Raw genomic sequence first — 17,045 nt, 5'->3', positions numbered from 1 at the left:
CCGAGAAACGACTATTTCCGGCAGTATTCCTGGGACAGGGGACTTCCTATCAGAAACGATTCTCTAACAAAGAGCAGGTTTTTCAAATGAAGTGTGTAACTTCATTATTCGAGCTATTTTATCTGTCAGCTCGCCATCCGTTTACAGTTCTTTTATGGGCAAAAACAATACTCTTAACATGTTGGCTCCACGGCGTTGTTCGTGTACCTGATGTTACGAATGGCGCGCTTTCTCTTTAGAAGGTTTATCAAAGAAAAACAACTGTCCCAGGAAGTCATATGGAATTCGCTATTGGGACAGTTGCTTACATTCTAAGCCTGTATAAATGGTCTGTTCTTGAAGTGAGCTACATTTTCGTTCATTTGTTGTTGAAATAAAAAATAATGAACCCATTTAAGCGGGAATTTGAAAGCTAGCTCAAGTTTTTTATTATAAACGAATACATTCTTACGGTCGTACTCTATTTTCTCGATTTCTTGCAATTCAATACTTTGCTGCTTGGAACCGTGTTGAACAACAAGCTGGTCACCTATGATCAGCACCTTTTTCTTCTTATTTCTTCTTGCCTCATTGAGAGACCAACCAATTGCTAAAGCGACAATGGTAAAAATAAATTTAAGCGGGGACTCAAATACTGTATAGGCTGTTTTTATGGTAATCGGGAGTAACAGACCTAAAGTGAGCCAAACACCACTACCAAGTTTCGGTGAACTCTCATAAAATACATGGTTCTCATGAGCATCAAAATACTGGCCTCTTCTTTCAAGAAATTTTTGCTTATGTTCTTCTATGCTTACAGAGTCAAATTCAACATAATCTGAATATGTCTCATCCCATATTGTTCCTTGCGCGTCTTCAGCTTCAAGTGAATAGCCTCCGGCCCAACCAGCATATTCAGTATTCTGGACCTTAAAACGAATCAAATAGTAACGGACAAGACGTCCATGGATATTTTCCGTATCAAGGTGGTCTACAATCTCAATATCCTCGGGATAGTTCACTGTCCCATCTTCATTAGGGCTGTCTGCTATTGTATGAAAGAACCTTGTTCTCGCTAATAATAGCTGAACTTCTTCGTGAACGGGATAAAGATGCTCCCAATTATGTTCCAAAAAATTCCAATAGAGCATTTCAGCACTTTCAATATGAGTCGCACACTCCAGTAATATCTGATCGTCATAAGGCAAGCTTTTTGATATACAGACGAGCAAAGCATCAGTCTTGATAATAGGATCGCGAAAAGATAAAGCATCTTTTAACTCTTTTGCAATCTCTGCTGAAAAATAGTAATTCATTAAACGAATCAACAAACACATTTTATTTCTAATCAGAAAATAACTATCCTTCCAAGACACATAGACAAATCTCGTAGAATAATCAGGATCGAACTGTAAATATTCTTGTTTTACAGCCTGATAGTCTTCTAGTAAAAGAGGAAGAATGAACTCTTTTTTATATCCTTGATCGAGTCCTGAATCATTGATGATCGATAATAAAGGATAGAACATGAATTTATAATAATCGGTATGAATCTTGTCCAAAGTCGCATTTAGAATATTTTTCACTAAAACGGGGTATGAACCAAGTGCTCTAATCGGAAGAGGAAATTCTTCCGTTTGAATTAAATGGATGATTTTATCTTGAAGAAAATAAAAAGCCTTATCATCCTCCGTCGTTAATAAAAATTCAATTGTCCTCTCCTTTGCATATATATCGAGATCATCGAAATGCTTCATAAGAGCTTCCATAATCTGCGGCATTGGAAAATCACAGACAAAATCAATCAGATAATAAGAAGGATTATCCCAATGATCCACACGTTCAGGAAATTTGGAGGCAGCCACTTTAACACAATCTACAAGCACTTCAACCTGTACCTGAAGATCATCCTGCTGCTTAAATTGAAAAAGCTCACCAAGCGCATCATATCTCGTTTGCGGATGCTTGCTTTTGAGCTTTCTTAAAATTTTTCTTAACTTCAGTTCTACCAATTTGCCCACCCTGTTCTATAATACTTCTTTTTGTCATATACAGAGATCCCATAGAGTTTCCGCCATATTAAGGGAAACATTCACCTAATCATGCGATTGATCTCTTAAGAAGAAAATACCATAGTCTGGATGATTGCGGTAGAGTAAAACACATTTTTTTCCATCATTACTGGGATTTCGCGAAGATCACTTATACTTTTAAGTGACTAAACTCAGCATACTTGCTATTGTCATTAAAGGAAGTACAGGCATTTACTTTTAAAAAGTAAAACGCAATAGTGGATGATAAACACTCCTCAAATAAGGCAAAGAACCAGTCTTAAAAAAGCAAGATTCATTTTATTCCTGCAGGTGGGTAAGAATATTGACGAGCTTTCCGAATGGATCCCTTACATAAAAGCGTCGAACTCCCCAAGGCTCCTCAACTGGCCCATACTCAATTGGAATCTCTGCTTTTTTCACCCGAGCCAGGGCACTATCAAGATTATCAACTTCAATTGACAAATCGGGCACTGGTGTCCCAGAGCCGCCCTCTGAAAGAAAGTTAATTTGAGTGTCCATTTTCTCATGGGAGCCATAAGTTGCAATGAATCCCATATCCATCAACTGGTCAAGTCCGAGCACTTCTCCATAGAAGTACATTGCTTTAGAAATGTTCGGTGTCTCCACATTGGCAACAATTCTTTTAACCTTCATTCTACATCCTCCTGCGTTTTTCATATCTTATTTTATCCAACAGAACATCATTGTTTTTTTATCTTATCGATTCGGCAGGATAATAGCAAATAATGGGATTTACAGGTTATTGGAGCTAAAACTGTTACATTTGGCCGTTAAAAAATAAAACCTGCGTCCCGCTTGCTGTCAGTAACTGACGCCAGGGCAGGCGAGATTTGCGCTCTGCGGCTCTCTGACTTTGATGAGGATAAATGTACACTAAACTTGGATAAAACACTTATGAGAGAAGATGGCACGACAAAACAGGAGAAAGAGAGATTGGTTTGGATGACTTTACATTTCCAAATAGGATGAATGGCTAACAAATGATTCTCAGATTAAAAGAAAAGACCAAAGTGTTTTTCATGAATCCCTAGGCGAATTGATTAAAATGCCAAACTATGGCGGGGCACTAAAAACATTGTGTAAAAGTAATGGTCTAATACACACAACACCACATATGTTTAGTCATACTAATGAAATGACGATGTGGGAAGCTGGTATTTCTGTTTTAAATTACATTGGAGACAAAAGTATATTATTAGAAACCTATGGGCATATGTCGAAGCTTCAGCCCAATAAAACAATAGAAGAATTGTTCACGTAAGTTAGAGGAAATAAATTAGCCAGTCGGACTATTGTCGGTCTTTCAATTAAAAAAGCACCAACAAACGTTGATGCTTCAAAGTTTTAGCGCCCTCGGCAGGAATCGAACCCACATTTCAAGAACCGGAATCTTGCGTGTTATCCGTTACACTACGAGGGCTTGTTTTTTTTCCGTACGATATATTATTATAGTCCAATTAAATAAAGGTTGCAACCTTTATTTTAGTTTAAAATGCGGTAATATGGATAATATGGTTTGTATGGAAATATATTTTTGGGAAAGAAAGCGAATTGTTTGACCTTCCTTGACCATCCATGTATGATATCATTACATATAATGTAATACACAAATTACCAAAGGCTTGTTGAAAGCCTTGAAAAATGAGGAGGATAAATTATGACCTTAATTCCAACAGTCATTGAACAGACAAACCGTGGGGAACGTGCTTATGACATTTATTCGCGATTGCTCAAAGACCGGATCATTATGCTCGGCAGCCCCATTAACGACACGGTGGCGAATTCCATCGTAGCTCAATTATTATTCCTTGAAGCGGAAAACCCTGAAAAAGATATATCCATTTACATCAACAGCCCTGGCGGAAGCATTACAGCCGGAATGGCCATTTACGATACGATGCAATTTATCAAATCAGATGTACAAACGATCTGTATCGGCATGGCTGCATCGATGGGTGCATTTCTGCTTGCAGCCGGCACGAAAGGAAAGCGGTACGCGTTGCCAAACAGTGAAGTTATGATCCATCAGCCGCTTGGCGGAGCGCAGGGACAAGCGACTGAAATTGAAATCGCTGCAAGGCGCATCCTTTCCATGCGTGAAAAATTAAATAATATTTTGGCTGAACGTACCGGCCAACCGCTCGAAGTCATTCAGCGTGACACTGACCGCGACAATTTCATGTCCGCAGAAAAAGCAAAAGAGTACGGTCTCATTGACCATATTATCCAGCGTAATGAAGGTTTGAAGACGGATAAAAATGAATGATATGAAAAAGGCCATCCCGGGTTCTTTACGGAATCCAAGGGGTGGCCTTTTTGTTTTACTGTTCATTTTCCACAAATTCGGCAAGCTTCTTCAATGCCTCTTCTTCGTCAGGTCCTTCAGCAATCAACTTGATGGCTGCTCCGGAACCCGCAGCTAAGCTCATTAAGCCCATGATGCTTTTCGCATTTACTTTTTTTCCGTCTTTTTCAATAAAAATATCGGATGAAAAGCGATTTGCCTCCTGAACAAATTGAGCCGCAGGTCTTGCCTGCAATCCTGATTTTAATTTTACTGTTACATCTTTTTCTGCCAAAATAATTTCCTCCCATTCTTTATTTTTTATTTAATAAAAGAGAGCGATCGCCGTGACGCAGCTTATCGGCAATTTCATCGATTTTTCTAAGGCGATGATTAATGCCGGATTTGCTGATTTGTCCGCCTGACACCATTTCTCCCAATTCTTTTAGTGTTACATCTTGATGGGCCATTCTTAGCTCTGCAATTTCCCGCAATTTATCGGGAAGTAAATCAAGGCCAACGGTTTCTTGAATATAGCGGATATTTTCAACTTGCCGGAGTGCCGCCCCAATCGTTTTGTTCAAATTGGCTGTTTCGCAATTTACAAGGCGGTTGACCGAGTTTCTCATATCCCTGACAATCCTGACGTCTTCAAAACGGAGCAATGCGCTGTGGGCCCCGACAATATTCAAAAACTCGGTTATTTTTTCAGCTTCCTTTAAGTATGTGATAAAACCGTTTTTTCGCTCCAACGTCTTGCTGTTCAATTGAAATGAGTTCATTAATTCACATAAGGAATCATTATGTTCCTTATAAATCGAAAATATTTCCAAGTGATACGAAGAAGTCTCAGGATTATTCACTGAGCCCCCGGCCAAAAAAGCTCCCCGAAGATAGGATCGCCTGCAGCATTTCTTTTTAATCAAAGCTGGGGATATTTCACGGATGAACGTGAAATTGTCCCCCAAAATTTTTAAATCCTTTAATAGCGGTTCTGCTTTATCCCGAAGTCGGACAATGTACACATTGTTTTTTTTCAGCCTCATTTTTTTTCTGACGAGCAGTTCAACCACCGTATCGTAATTTTTTTTGATGAGAATATAAATTCTTCTTGCAATGGCCGCGTTTTCAGTTTGGATATTGACGATCAGTTCCCGGTTGGAAAAAGAAAGTGAACCGTTCATTCTAATCAGTGCTGACAGCTCGGCTTTTGTACAACAATCTTTTATAGATAAGTTTGTCAACTCTTTTTTCGTTACCGAGGCAAATGACATGAGATATTCCTCCTTTACCAACCTCCTACGAGTTGGCAATGCGGCTCACGTTGGTTCCCAATAATGAATAGAGGATGTTAGCTACTTTTTCAGTATCATGCCGAATCAGCCCTTGCTCAATGCTGGCGATTTCGTCGCAAATTACTTCCATCCCGAACGAACGGAGCTGGTCAAAATCATAATATACAGGAACAGCCATTTCTTCTTCATATCGATGCTGCAAGGCTGAAGGAATGCCATTGTCATTCACGATGATCGTGTCAATAAACGAGCACTTCATGTGATCGTTGAGCGCTTTGACATGATCCGCCGCCGTGAAACCATGGGTCTCTCCAGGCTGGGTCATCAAGTTGCAAATATACACTTTTTTCGCTTTTGCAGCGCATACTTGCTCACCGAGCCCTGGAACAAGCAGATTTGGTAGAATACTCGTGTATAAACTTCCTGGCCCGATCACGATTAAATCGGCTTCCTGTATCGCTGCAATTGTATCCGGCAGCGGTTGAATCACTTCCGGCGTCAGATAGACGCGTTTAATTACTTTTCCCGAATATGGAATTTTTGATTCCCCGGAAACGAACGTACCGTCCATCATTTCCGCGTGAAGAATCACACTCTGGTTTGCGGCGGGAAGAACCTTTCCCCGTACGTTTAAAACACGGCTCATTTCCTTCACAGCATAGACGAAATCACCGGTAATAGACGTCAATGCAGCGATAATCAAATTTCCAAGAGAATGCCCGGAAAGCTCGTTGGACGTGTTAAAGCGATGTTGGAACATCTCTACAATGAGCGGTTCAACATCCGACAAAGCCGCTAGAACGTTTCTGATGTCACCAGGCGGCGGTATTTCCAGCTCATTGCGCAAGCGCCCTGAACTGCCGCCATCATCGGCAACGGTAACAATCGCTGTTAAGTCAACAGGATATTTCTTTAGTCCTCTAAGCAACACCGACAATCCGGTTCCTCCGCCAATGACGACAACTTTAGGCAATGGTTTGTTATTCATGTAGCCAATCCCCTCTTTTTCTCGATGTCACGGTGAGTGATCCGGATTTGATAATCATTTTCAAAATATTGGCCAATATATTCGGCAAGTGCCACGGAACGATGCTGTCCTCCGGTACAACCAATTGCCACGACAAGCTGGCTTTTTCCCTCCCGTTTGTAATGGGGAAGCATAAAGCTAAGCAAATCAGTCACTTTGGCCAAAAACTTTTGCGTGTCGCTCCACTTTAACACATAATTGGAAACTTCTTCTTCCAATCCGGTTTTGGGCCTCATATGGTCAATATAATGCGGGTTTGGCAAAAACCTGACATCAAATACGAGATCGGCATCAATCGGAATGCCGTGTTTAAACCCAAACGACATGACGTTTACCGTAAAAATCGCTTGCCTATCCGCGGAAAATTCCGTGAGAATTTTTTCACGAAGCTCTTTCGGCTTCATGACCGACGTATTGTAAATATGCTGTGCCCGGCCTTTCAATTCTTCCAGCAGTTTACGCTCCTGCATGATGCCTTCCAACGGCAGACCTGACGGAGCAAGCGGATGTGAGCGGCGTGTTTCTTTATATCTCCTCACAAGCACACCATCATCAGCATCAAGAAACAAGATTTGCGGGGTAATCCAATTAGAATCCGATAACTCATCAATCACTCGAAGGAGCGTGTCAAAAAACTCCCTGCCCCTCAAGTCCATCACCAATGCCACCTTATTCATTTTATTGCCGGATTCCTTCATCAGTTCTAGAAATTTCGGCATTAATGCAGGCGGCAAATTGTCCACACAGAAAAACCCAAGATCCTCAAAACTGTGTATCGCTACTGTTTTTCCCGCTCCGGACATTCCAGTGATGATGACCAATTGGATGTCCTCAGAAGTCCCATTTAACAATGACCTCACCCCTTGCCACTAATCAACTAATAAGAACCTTTCTATATGTATATGCAAGGCCGTATGAGAGTTCTTCCGTAAACACGAAAGCGCCTTGCCGATTATCCACATAACAGTGCGTAATCGCACCTTGACTCTGTTTCAACGCTCGCCGCACATTATTCTGAAACGAGATAAAACACTGTTCACTATATTATACTATTTTCACGCCGAGAAAAACAGTGACGAATCAGCGTCATAATAAAAGCATCTAAAAAAAGCACAGGATCACCTGTGCTCAAAAAGGGATATTGTATAAAAAGGGGGTCAATATCTCATATACAAATATACACAAATAACATTTCACCACTGTTACAAACAGATTAAATGGCGATTACGGCTTACTGGGCAAGCTGTTGATCCTTCAAGTGTTCAATATATATTTGCGCGCTTTGGGCAGCGATGCTCCCATCTCCGGTCGCGGTGACAATTTGCCTTAGCAGTTTGTCACGAACATCTCCTGCAGCAAATACGCCTGGTATGCTTGTCGCCATGTTTTCGTTCGTTTCGATATAACCAGAATCATTCGTAATTCCGAGATTCTCCACAGATTTGGTGAGCGGGTCCATCCCGATATAGACGAACACGCCGTCCGTTGAAAACTCTCTTTCTTCACCTGTCTCCGTTGAAACAAGTGTGACCGATCCTACTTTCCCGTCTTTTTCGTTGATCTGTTTTACGGTATGGCTCCAAATAAAGTCGACCTTTTCGTTAGCGAATGCCCGCTGTTGAAGAATTTTTTGGGCACGGAGCTCATCCCGGCGGTGAATAATGGTTACTTTGGAGGCAAATCGGGTTAAATAGACCCCTTCCTCTACAGCCGAATCTCCTCCACCGATCACAACAAGCTCTTTATCTTTAAAGAAAGCTCCGTCACAAACCGCGCAGTAGGAAACGCCGCGCCCCGTCAATTCAGTTTCCCCCGGAACACCGAGCTTTCTGTATTCGGCTCCCGTAGCCACGATAACAGACAATGCTTTGTATTCTTTCGAACCTGCTTTTACAATTTTATATGATCCTTCGTCAACGATTTCTTGAACATCACCGTATGCATATTCTGCCCCGAATTTTTTGGCATGCTCAAACATCTTGGCAGAGAGGTCCGGACCTAAAATGTGGTCAAAACCAGGATAGTTTTCAACGTCTGCCGTATCGGCCATTTGCCCTCCCGGAACGCCCCGCTCGAGCATAAGAGTCGACAAATTCGCTCTTGATGTATACACTGCGGCCGTCATTCCTGCTGGCCCGGCACCCGCAACGATTACATCGTACACTTTATCTTCTGACATGTTTCTACACTCCTTCTGCAGGTAAAGACCCACTGAAAATGTGGACCTTATCTTGTAAAGTTCACTTTATAGCTATCGTAATAAAGTATTTACCGAACGTCCAAACATATGCTCAAATAAAGTCAGTGAAGCGAGCCCGCCGGGTGGAGTCCTTCCAGACGTCGCCATACGGCCTTACGTTCTTAGTCTGATGCTATCAGCAAACAAAATGGAAGATTGAGGTGAAAAATGATTGGTGCTGACGATGGATCTAAATGCGCGAACGCTGATTTCTACGAAATGTCGAAAAAAGTAAATCATCCGGATTGAGTACAATGTTTTATTGAAAAACGAGATTTTGCTATACTCGATCCTCCTGATTGGATGTAGAACAGAGGTTAGAATCCCAATGGTGTTGCCAGCTCTGGGAGCGACGTTCTCGATGCTCGCGCTTATTCGCCGTGTGATGACGATGCTGGCGAAGCTTTCCTTGTCCTGTCACTTCGCCCTTTTACTTATATATCCAGTACATCGTCATATCTTTGGGATCGACACCTTGAAAAAGAACGGTACTTTTTATGCGTAAGTGTATAGCCGCCAAATTCCTTCCAGGTTTTACCAGTGATTCGTCTCCTCTTTCGTCATCTTCTACTTTTTCATGTTAAAATGCTGCCAGTTAGAGCGGAATAAAGTAATCTGCAATTTTATTCGTATATTTGCGCAAAGTGGCCGGAGATATTCCATATTGCTTAGCAATTTCACGCTGTGTTTTTTTCTTATTTCTTTCTGTTGCAGAAAGATACTCGGTAGCGGCTGCCAAAGCGGAAGGGTTTGACAATTTTTCCCCCGTTTCGAGCATCTTTTCAAAAGCCGTAAACCAGTCGACAAGCAGTACAGATAATTCCGATTGGTCACTAGCGTGTTGCTCATACAACTCGAGTGCTGTTTCATGGCCTGTTTTCACATTCACATTTATATTCATCTCATGGTCTTTTTCCAGCTGAAGTATCGTTGCTAAATATACCTTTTCCGGAAAGGTAAACTCTTCCAATGATTTGAAAGAAGGACTGGATATAATCGTGCGCTTTCGCCCGGATATTTCCATGAAAAAGATGGCACATAGCCGTTCTGGTATTTCGTGGCTGCGCAACAATTTTAAAATAAGTTCCTCATACTGGTTATCTTCCCCATTTTTTGATCGCTTAACATCCTCATTCCACGGCTCGGAACCCGCTTTTTGGGGCTCCAGAACGAGAAGCTGGTTCCACGCCGCTTCCGCAGTCTTTTGATTGCCCGTAAAAAAGGCGGCTTTAGAGAGCCAGTAATAATATCCCGGACTGCCGGCGTAACCGGTTTTTTGCAGTTGTTTTAACAAACAATATGCTCTTTCATACCTTTTTGTCAGGGCAAAAGTCGTCCCCAGTTTGTATCGGTGTTCTGGATTAAGCGGTTGAATTTTTTCCAATAGCTTTAAAAGAGACTGCAAGCGTTCTGTTTTTTGTTCATAATAATAAAAAACGGCCAGATTGCATAGCGCATGCAGATTTCCTTTATTGTGGTCCAGAACTTTTTCCAGAGTGCGGAATGCCTCATCTGTATTCCCTCCATAAAAATAAGCAAGGGCCATATTATTATAAGCCGGCCAAAATTCCGGATGGGATTTGATCAGTTTTTTTAACAGTTTGACGGCTTCCATATAGTGGCCATCTTCAAGCATCGCTCTGGACTTTTCCTGCAAATAAAGAAGTGTTTCTTGTTCCATTGAGGATTCTGCATCGCCTTCATGCTGATGGATCCATTCCAGCAAATCTTCCGCATCCTCCGCAAATTCGCCAATTTCATCTCTTTCCAAGTATAGTTTCGCATGCCGGTATGCTTCCGAGTACACACCTAAATGGGCATAATTATTCGCCAAAAAGTAATGACATTCCGTCATCCTCTCATCCATTTCATTCAAAATGGCTAAAAGCAATTCATTAGACTGGGCGTATTCTCCCGTTTCTGTATAAACGAGGGACAGCTGGCAGGCAATCATCGGCTCCATTGGCTCCAGCTCCAGAGCACGCTTCAAATATTTTTTCGCCTTTTGAAAGTCGAAGCGGTCGTACGCTTCCAGACCTTTATGAAAATAGTATTCTCCCGTTGGTATAAACGAGTAGACTTTCGCACGCCCTTCATGTTTCTTTGGGTGTTTGGACATCATATTTCCTCCGTTTTTATCGTCCTTTGTCGCTTTTTGTAGTATATCATACTAACAATCTTGTTTGTATCTCAAAAATCATCTACCGAAGATACCGCTTACATAATGTATGAAGGATGTTCGGAATTCAGAATTCACATGTCGGCAGGTTCCTTATTTTTTTAACGCCAAAAACTTGGTGAAGGCGACCTTCCCCAAGAACAGCGACAATTTAATCATATACTTTCTATATACTACTTGGAACAAAAATAACCTCCGTGTCGGAGGTTATTGACGGGTCTCGGTTTTATTATATAAAGGATCGGATTTCCTTCGCTCTTCCATTTCTTCTTTCGTATAGATGATCCTCATCGGATTGCCTCCGGCAAAAACACCTGCAGGGACATCTTTGTGAACGAGCGTACCTGCGGAAACAATCGCCCCGTTTCCAATCGTTACCCCCGGAAGGATGGTGGAGTTGGCACCGATCATCACTTCATCCCCAATCACCACATCTCCGAGCCGGTATTCTTCGATCAAATATTCATGTGCCAAGATAGTCGTATTGTAGCCGATGATCGAGTTTTTACCGACTGATATTTTTTCAGGAAACATCACATCAAGCATAACCATCAGCGCAAACGAAGTGTTTTCCCCGACTTTTACCTTTAAAAAAAAGCGATACATCCAATTTTTCATTGCCAAAAAGGGGGTATAGCGGGCTAGCTGTATCACAATAAAATTTCGGATCACTTTCCAAAATGGAACTGTTTTATACACATGCCAAAGGGAATTGGCTCCCTTGACGGGAAAACGATCCGTTTTTCTCATTGTACACCCACCTTGACAATATCCAATAAATCAGGCATTTTTTTCAACATAAAGTCTGGATGAAACTGCTCCAGGTAATCCTTTCCCTTTAAAGACCATGCGACTCCGCACGTAAACGTACCAGCATTTTTTCCGCCTAAAATGTCATGGTAATTATCCCCGATCATAATGGCTTCATGCGGCTCTGATTCAAGTGCGCCAAGCGCTTTTAAAAGCGGTTCAGGATCGGGTTTGGCTTTTTCCACATCGTCAAGTGTTATGATGACATCAAAAAATTGATCCAAACCTGTAAGCTTCAAGCCTTTTACAACTGTTTTTCTAATTTTTGTGGAAACAATCGCCATTTTCATGTCATTTTCGTGGAGTGTCCGGATTGTTTCAAATACACCTTCAAATTCCCGAACAAGAAGATCATGCTTTTCCATGTTGAAATCCCGGTAAATTTTCACCATTTCTTCCGCTTTGTCCGGATCGACACTTTCAAAGGCGTCATACAATGGCGGTCCGAGAAACGGCATGACATCTTCACGTTTGAAACGTCCGGGAAAAAATTGCTCAAACGTATGCAAATATGATGTAACGATCAGTTCGTTCGTGTCGAGCAAGGTTCCGTCCAGGTCAAATAAAATCGTTGTAATTTGTTCATTCATATTTAAGCCACTTTCCCTTCTCTGGCAGTTTCAACTTGCCTCCAAACAACAGCCACAAACATGGTAAGCAGGATAGCTGTGACGAGGCGAATTAAAAACAGCGGCAATATTGGAATCCCCAGGGGAATGAATATTAAAGTGTCTTCAATAACAGCATGGCAAGCCACTAGAAATATAAAGGCAAGCGTTGCATCCTTTTTGGATACCCCATCTTCCTTGACGGCCTGGATCATGACTCCTGCCCCAAAAGCAAGCCCAAACACCAATCCGGCTGCCAATGTTGTAGATGTATTTTCTTTCATTCCAAGCATCCGGGTGAATGGGGAAGTCCAGCGGGAAAAAGTATCAAGCCAACGATAGTCTTTTAAAAGTTGAATCCCCATCATGAGCGGGATGACAATGATAGCTAGCTGAACAATCCCCAACGTCGCTTTTTTTAAAGCGAGCAGAATGATAGCGACCATCCCGGCCACCTGTTCTTCTTGGGCGGGAATCATCCCATATTGGGCCATCTCTTGTCCGCCGCTCCAAACAAGATTAATGACAATTGCCGACATGACGGCCAGACCGATCCTAACAGCAAGAATCACCCAAAAAGAAACCCCGACTTTGACGGCAACAGACGATTCGATTAATAAGTTATGTGAAAAAGAAAGCATGACGGCAATGATAAAGACCTCTTTCACCGTCAAATCCAACGATAAAATACCACCGATAGCAGCATACAGATTTAAGAAATTTCCTAGAGCAAGCGGAATAGCCGCGTCTCCGGACAAACCGAACAGTCCCATAAGCGGTTCAAGAAGGCGGACCACCCCTGGCAAGACAGGCGTATGCTGCAGCAAAACAACGATCAGCGTGACAGGAAATATAATTTTTCCCAAAGTCCACGTTGTCTTAAGACCGACGATGCCGCCATTTTTCAGCGAAGTTGCAAACATTCTTTATTCTCCTCATAACGTATTATATTTCATTCGTTATAACCGGCTTTGGCATAGCCAGCTTTTCTTCTATAAATGATCAAAAGGATGGCTCCGATTATTAAAATGAGGGAAATGACTTGAGCCATTCGGAGGCTGCCCATTAACATGAGACTGTCCGTCCTCATGCCTTCAATAAAGAAGCGGCCGATCGAATACCAAATCACATAGGACAAAAAGAGCTCCCCGCGGCGCAAGTTTGCTTTTCTAAGCACGATCAGCAGTATAAAGCCCAATATGTTCCAAATTGACTCATATAGGAATGTAGGGTGGTGATACGCCCCGTTTATGTACATCTGATCAATGATAAATTGAGGGAGATGTAAACCCTCAAGAAACTGCCTGGATACTTCTTCTCCGTATGCTTCTTGGTTTATGAAGTTTCCCCATCGTCCAATCGCTTGCCCTAAAATGATGCTTGGCGCTGCAATGTCAGCAAGCTTCCAAAAAGATAGTCCGCGCGCTCTTGCAAAGATAACGGCTGTCGCGACCGCACCGATCAATGCCCCGTGAATCGCGATGCCGCCTTCCCAGACTTTGATGATGTCTCCCGGATTTTGAGAATAATATTCCCATTGAAACAATACATAATAAGCTCTCGCTGAAAGGATCGATATGGGAATGGCCCAAATCAGCAAGTCGGGAAAAATTTCTTTATCAAGTTTATGTTTTTGACCTTCGCGCATGGCGAGATAAAGGGCAATGGCAATTCCAAGCCCGATAATAATCCCATACCAATGGACTGGAAGCGGTCCTAACTCGATCGCAACCGGATTTAACGGCTGAATTTCCGACTCCATACGTTCTCAACTCCAATTTGTTAATATATATGAAAATTTTCCAGCAACATTAATCATCTTGTTCTTTTGTCATGACTTCCGAAAGGCGATTGGCAAATTGTTCTGCTGCATTCATTCCCATTCTTTTTGATCGGAAATTCATAGCCGCCACTTCAATAATAACGGCGAGGTTGCGGCCGGGCCTGACGGGCACCGTCAATTTTGTAATTTCCGTGTCGAAAATTTTTACTTTTTCTTCATCTAAGCCGAGACGATCGTAATGCTTATTTTCATCCCATAATTCCAAATGGATGGTTAAAGTAATCCGCTTATACGGCCTGACGGCCCCCGCTCCAAATAGGGTCATGACATTAATAATGCCGAGCCCGCGGATTTCAAGCAGATGCTCAAGCAATTCAGGAGCCGTTCCGACAAGGCGATCCATGTCAACCTGCCTGATCTCAACGCAATCGTCCGCCACTAGCCTGTGTCCTCTTTCTATGAGAGCGAGTGCCGTCTCACTTTTTCCGACTCCGCTTTGACCCGTAATTAAGACACCGACGCCGAAAATATCAACAAGCACTCCATGTACGGCAGTCGTTGGCGCCAGTTTGTTTTCCAAATAATATGTCAAACGGCTTGCAAAGCCAGTCGTTTTCATCGGAGTCCGCATTACCGGAACAGACTTTTCTTCAGATACTTCAATCAATTCTTGCGGAACATCCAGCTCCCTTGTAATAATAATGCCCGGAGTCAAATCACTGCATAACTGCTCCATCCGGAAACGCCTTTCCCGCTTCATGAGCATCTCAGTGAATTTCACTTCCGTCCTTCCCAAAAGCTGCAGACGTTCCGCTGGATAATAGTGAAAAAAGCCGGCAATTTCCAATCCCGGCCTTGAAATATCGCTCGTTGTCACGGGCCGATGAACCCCATCTTCACCGCTGATCAACTCCAAGTTGAATTCTTTTATAATATCTTCCGTACGAACTGTCGCCAACGGAATCCCTCCCATAACAAAGCCTCTTGCTGTTCAATTCCAAAATCATAGATCTATTTTAGCATTTTATCAGAGTGAATCTCTACCCTTCAACATCTTTCTTCTATTTTAGACAGGAAAGCCTGTCGTTTTACATGGCGTGGGAACTTTTAAAATTGATTCCGCTATACACGGGTATTTTGCTTTATACGCGGATAAAAAAAAACCGGACAGCCGCGCTGTCCGGTTTTTTACTTGCGGGGTTCGATAACCGCTTTTTGAATGATGATATTGACGATGGACATGATGATGGCAGTGAGAAATGCCAATCCAAAGCCGTCGATTTCAAAGCTGCTGCCCATGAGGGCGTCCGTCATCAATAATGTAAGGGCATTGATGACAAGAAGAAACAGTCCTAACGTTAAAATCGTGATGGGCAAGGTAAACAAAATCAGAATCGGCCGCACAAGTATGTTTAAGATAGACAGCACTAGGCTGGCGGCAAGTGCGGCTCCGAAACCGGAAACGTAAAAGCCCTCAAAATAGCCAGCAAGAGCGATAAACAAAATCCCATTGATGACAATTCCGATAAGCCACCTCATATGTTAGGCTTCCTTTTCGGCATTGCTTGAGACAAATACGGAACCGGTTTTAGTATCTGCGAGAACATGGATCGTTTCTCCCTCAGTACCTGTCCGTTTAAACTTCATCTGCTTTTGTATAACTTCCCGTTTTTCATGCAAGATGTTTACATCCTGCAAATTAAGAGTATAACTTCCGAGATTGGAACGAAGTTCCCCGTCCACTCCAGCGGTAACCGGAACATATAGATGAATATTTCCCGTTACAGCTTTTGCCTCGAATATTTTCGTTTCAGTATCTTTTAGAGAACAAGTGATATTTCCGTTAAACGATTTGAGCTCCGCTTTTTTACATGAAGCAATTACATCGATAGCCCCATTAATCGTTTCAGCTTCCACTTCATCAGCCTGGGATTCCTTCACTTTAATTTGCCCGTTGACCGTTTCGATCTCCAATTTTTCACCTGAAACATTTTCCAAATCCACTTTTCCGTTTGTCGTTTTCACGAGCAAATAATCACATTCCAACCGTTCACTCGTCAATTCGCCAGTAAAAATCCGAACCGCAATCTTTTTATACCTTTTTTTCGGAACATAAACGATAGATTCAACCCGCATCCACTTTGATTTCGTAGCAAAGCAAAGCATGCTGTTGTCTTGTGAAAAAATCGTATTATCCAAGAAATAGCTGCGCCCTTCTTCCCGATCTTCAATACGGTATACTTTGGCTTGACATTCGATGCGCACCTCTTCTTGGTCCCAAGGAATGACCCTTACCGGCCCATTGGCGATATCGATATCGATCCTCTCAATTCCTTCCCCGCTTTGCTGAAAAACATGCGGTATTTCAACGGATTGATTGAACTGAAAGTCCATTTCTTTAACCTTCCGCAACGCCGTATTGACAAAGTCAAAAATTCGTTCACCAGCATTTTCAATTTGCTTGTAAAAATTGTCTTCCTCGTTTTTTCCACTTTCTGTACCTTCTTTTCCAGCACTTTGCTTTGCAGATGAATCAGTTGTTGAAAAATCAAATTCTGCCTGGCTTTCTTCAGCGGCACCACTTTTCAAATCAGGAGCGGGTGCTTTCCCTTCCAATGCATCGAGCAAAATAATCGCTTCCTGAGCGGACAGCTTCCCCTCTTGTACCATTTCAAGTATTCTTTTTCGATCTTGATTCATGTCGCTCCTCCTTTTTGGTTGTGTACTGGATTATACGATTAGAGCAGCCTTTTTGTTTCACTTTAA

The 17,045-nt window shown here is 42.3% G+C and carries 16 protein-coding genes and 1 tRNA gene; 1 reads left to right on the top strand and 16 read right to left on the bottom strand.

What is annotated here, in order from left to right:
- Positions 1-311: 311 nt before the first annotated feature.
- From JOC94_RS04065 to JOC94_RS04055, 3 genes are all read right to left on the bottom strand, one after another.
- On the bottom strand, positions 312-1,991 hold the full coding sequence (locus JOC94_RS04065) for a hypothetical protein (RefSeq protein WP_077112869.1): 1,680 nt from the start codon (positions 1,989-1,991) through the stop codon (positions 312-314).
- 339 nt (positions 1,992-2,330) lie between these two features.
- Complete coding sequence (locus tag JOC94_RS04060) at positions 2,331-2,687, bottom strand: VOC family protein (RefSeq protein ID WP_077112870.1); 357 nt, start codon at positions 2,685-2,687, stop codon at positions 2,331-2,333.
- Between the two features lie 715 nt (positions 2,688-3,402).
- A tRNA-Arg gene (locus JOC94_RS04055) sits at positions 3,403-3,474 on the bottom strand.
- Between the two features lie 237 nt (positions 3,475-3,711).
- On the opposite strand from JOC94_RS04055, the gene clpP reads away from it, so the two are divergent.
- Positions 3,712-4,320, top strand: a complete 609-nt coding sequence (gene clpP / locus JOC94_RS04050; protein WP_077112872.1) for an ATP-dependent Clp endopeptidase proteolytic subunit ClpP — start codon at positions 3,712-3,714, stop codon at positions 4,318-4,320.
- Between the two features lie 55 nt (positions 4,321-4,375).
- Here the strand turns inward: clpP and JOC94_RS04045 are convergent, their stop codons facing one another.
- The 13 genes from JOC94_RS04045 to JOC94_RS03985 form a co-directional block, all read right to left on the bottom strand.
- Positions 4,376-4,633: an HPr family phosphocarrier protein gene (locus tag JOC94_RS04045; RefSeq protein WP_077112873.1), complete on the bottom strand. Its 258-nt coding sequence runs from the start codon at positions 4,631-4,633 to the stop codon at positions 4,376-4,378.
- Positions 4,634-4,652: 19 nt separating this feature from the next.
- Complete coding sequence (gene whiA, locus JOC94_RS04040; RefSeq protein ID WP_205178737.1) at positions 4,653-5,612, bottom strand: DNA-binding protein WhiA; 960 nt, start codon at positions 5,610-5,612, stop codon at positions 4,653-4,655.
- A 25-nt stretch (positions 5,613-5,637) separates the two neighbouring features.
- Positions 5,638-6,621, bottom strand: coding sequence for a gluconeogenesis factor YvcK family protein (locus JOC94_RS04035; RefSeq protein ID WP_205178729.1), 984 nt, complete (start codon positions 6,619-6,621; stop codon positions 5,638-5,640).
- Positions 6,618-7,511, bottom strand: a complete 894-nt coding sequence (rapZ, locus tag JOC94_RS04030) for an RNase adapter RapZ (RefSeq protein ID WP_077112876.1) — start codon at positions 7,509-7,511, stop codon at positions 6,618-6,620. The genes JOC94_RS04035 and rapZ overlap by 4 nt, the downstream gene beginning before the upstream one ends.
- A gap of 380 nt (positions 7,512-7,891) precedes the next feature.
- Positions 7,892-8,839, bottom strand: coding sequence for a thioredoxin-disulfide reductase (gene trxB, locus JOC94_RS04025; protein WP_077112877.1), 948 nt, complete (start codon positions 8,837-8,839; stop codon positions 7,892-7,894).
- A 655-nt stretch (positions 8,840-9,494) separates the two neighbouring features.
- Positions 9,495-11,021: a tetratricopeptide repeat protein gene (locus JOC94_RS04020; protein WP_236016965.1), complete on the bottom strand. Its 1,527-nt coding sequence runs from the start codon at positions 11,019-11,021 to the stop codon at positions 9,495-9,497.
- A 264-nt stretch (positions 11,022-11,285) separates the two neighbouring features.
- Positions 11,286-11,828 carry an acyltransferase gene (locus tag JOC94_RS04015; protein ID WP_077112879.1) on the bottom strand — a complete coding sequence of 181 codons (543 nt, stop codon included), beginning with the start codon at positions 11,826-11,828 and terminating at the stop codon, positions 11,286-11,288.
- Positions 11,825-12,478 carry a pyrophosphatase PpaX gene (ppaX, locus tag JOC94_RS04010; RefSeq protein WP_205178727.1) on the bottom strand — a complete coding sequence of 218 codons (654 nt, stop codon included), beginning with the start codon at positions 12,476-12,478 and terminating at the stop codon, positions 11,825-11,827. The genes JOC94_RS04015 and ppaX overlap by 4 nt, the downstream gene beginning before the upstream one ends.
- Before the next feature lie 2 nt (positions 12,479-12,480).
- Positions 12,481-13,419, bottom strand: coding sequence for a nucleoside recognition domain-containing protein (locus JOC94_RS04005; protein ID WP_205178725.1), 939 nt, complete (start codon positions 13,417-13,419; stop codon positions 12,481-12,483).
- 29 nt (positions 13,420-13,448) lie between these two features.
- On the bottom strand, positions 13,449-14,258 hold the full coding sequence (gene lgt / locus JOC94_RS04000; protein WP_077112882.1) for a prolipoprotein diacylglyceryl transferase: 810 nt from the start codon (positions 14,256-14,258) through the stop codon (positions 13,449-13,451).
- 49 nt (positions 14,259-14,307) lie between these two features.
- Positions 14,308-15,237, bottom strand: coding sequence for an HPr(Ser) kinase/phosphatase (gene hprK, locus JOC94_RS03995; protein ID WP_139345676.1), 930 nt, complete (start codon positions 15,235-15,237; stop codon positions 14,308-14,310).
- A gap of 230 nt (positions 15,238-15,467) precedes the next feature.
- Positions 15,468-15,818, bottom strand: coding sequence for a phage holin family protein (locus JOC94_RS03990; RefSeq protein WP_077112884.1), 351 nt, complete (start codon positions 15,816-15,818; stop codon positions 15,468-15,470).
- Positions 15,819-15,821: 3 nt separating this feature from the next.
- Entirely contained in the window at positions 15,822-16,979 is a 1,158-nt protein-coding gene (locus JOC94_RS03985) for a DUF4097 family beta strand repeat-containing protein (RefSeq protein ID WP_077112885.1), read from the bottom strand.
- Positions 16,980-17,045 lie beyond the last annotated feature (66 nt).

It is taken from the genome of Siminovitchia thermophila (genome assembly GCF_016909185.1).
In the GTDB taxonomy this organism is placed as follows: Bacteria; Bacillota; Bacilli; order Bacillales; family Bacillaceae_C; genus Siminovitchia; species Siminovitchia thermophila.
The sequence above is the reverse complement of the archived record's forward strand: the minus strand, read 5'-3'. Positions and strand labels throughout refer to the sequence as shown.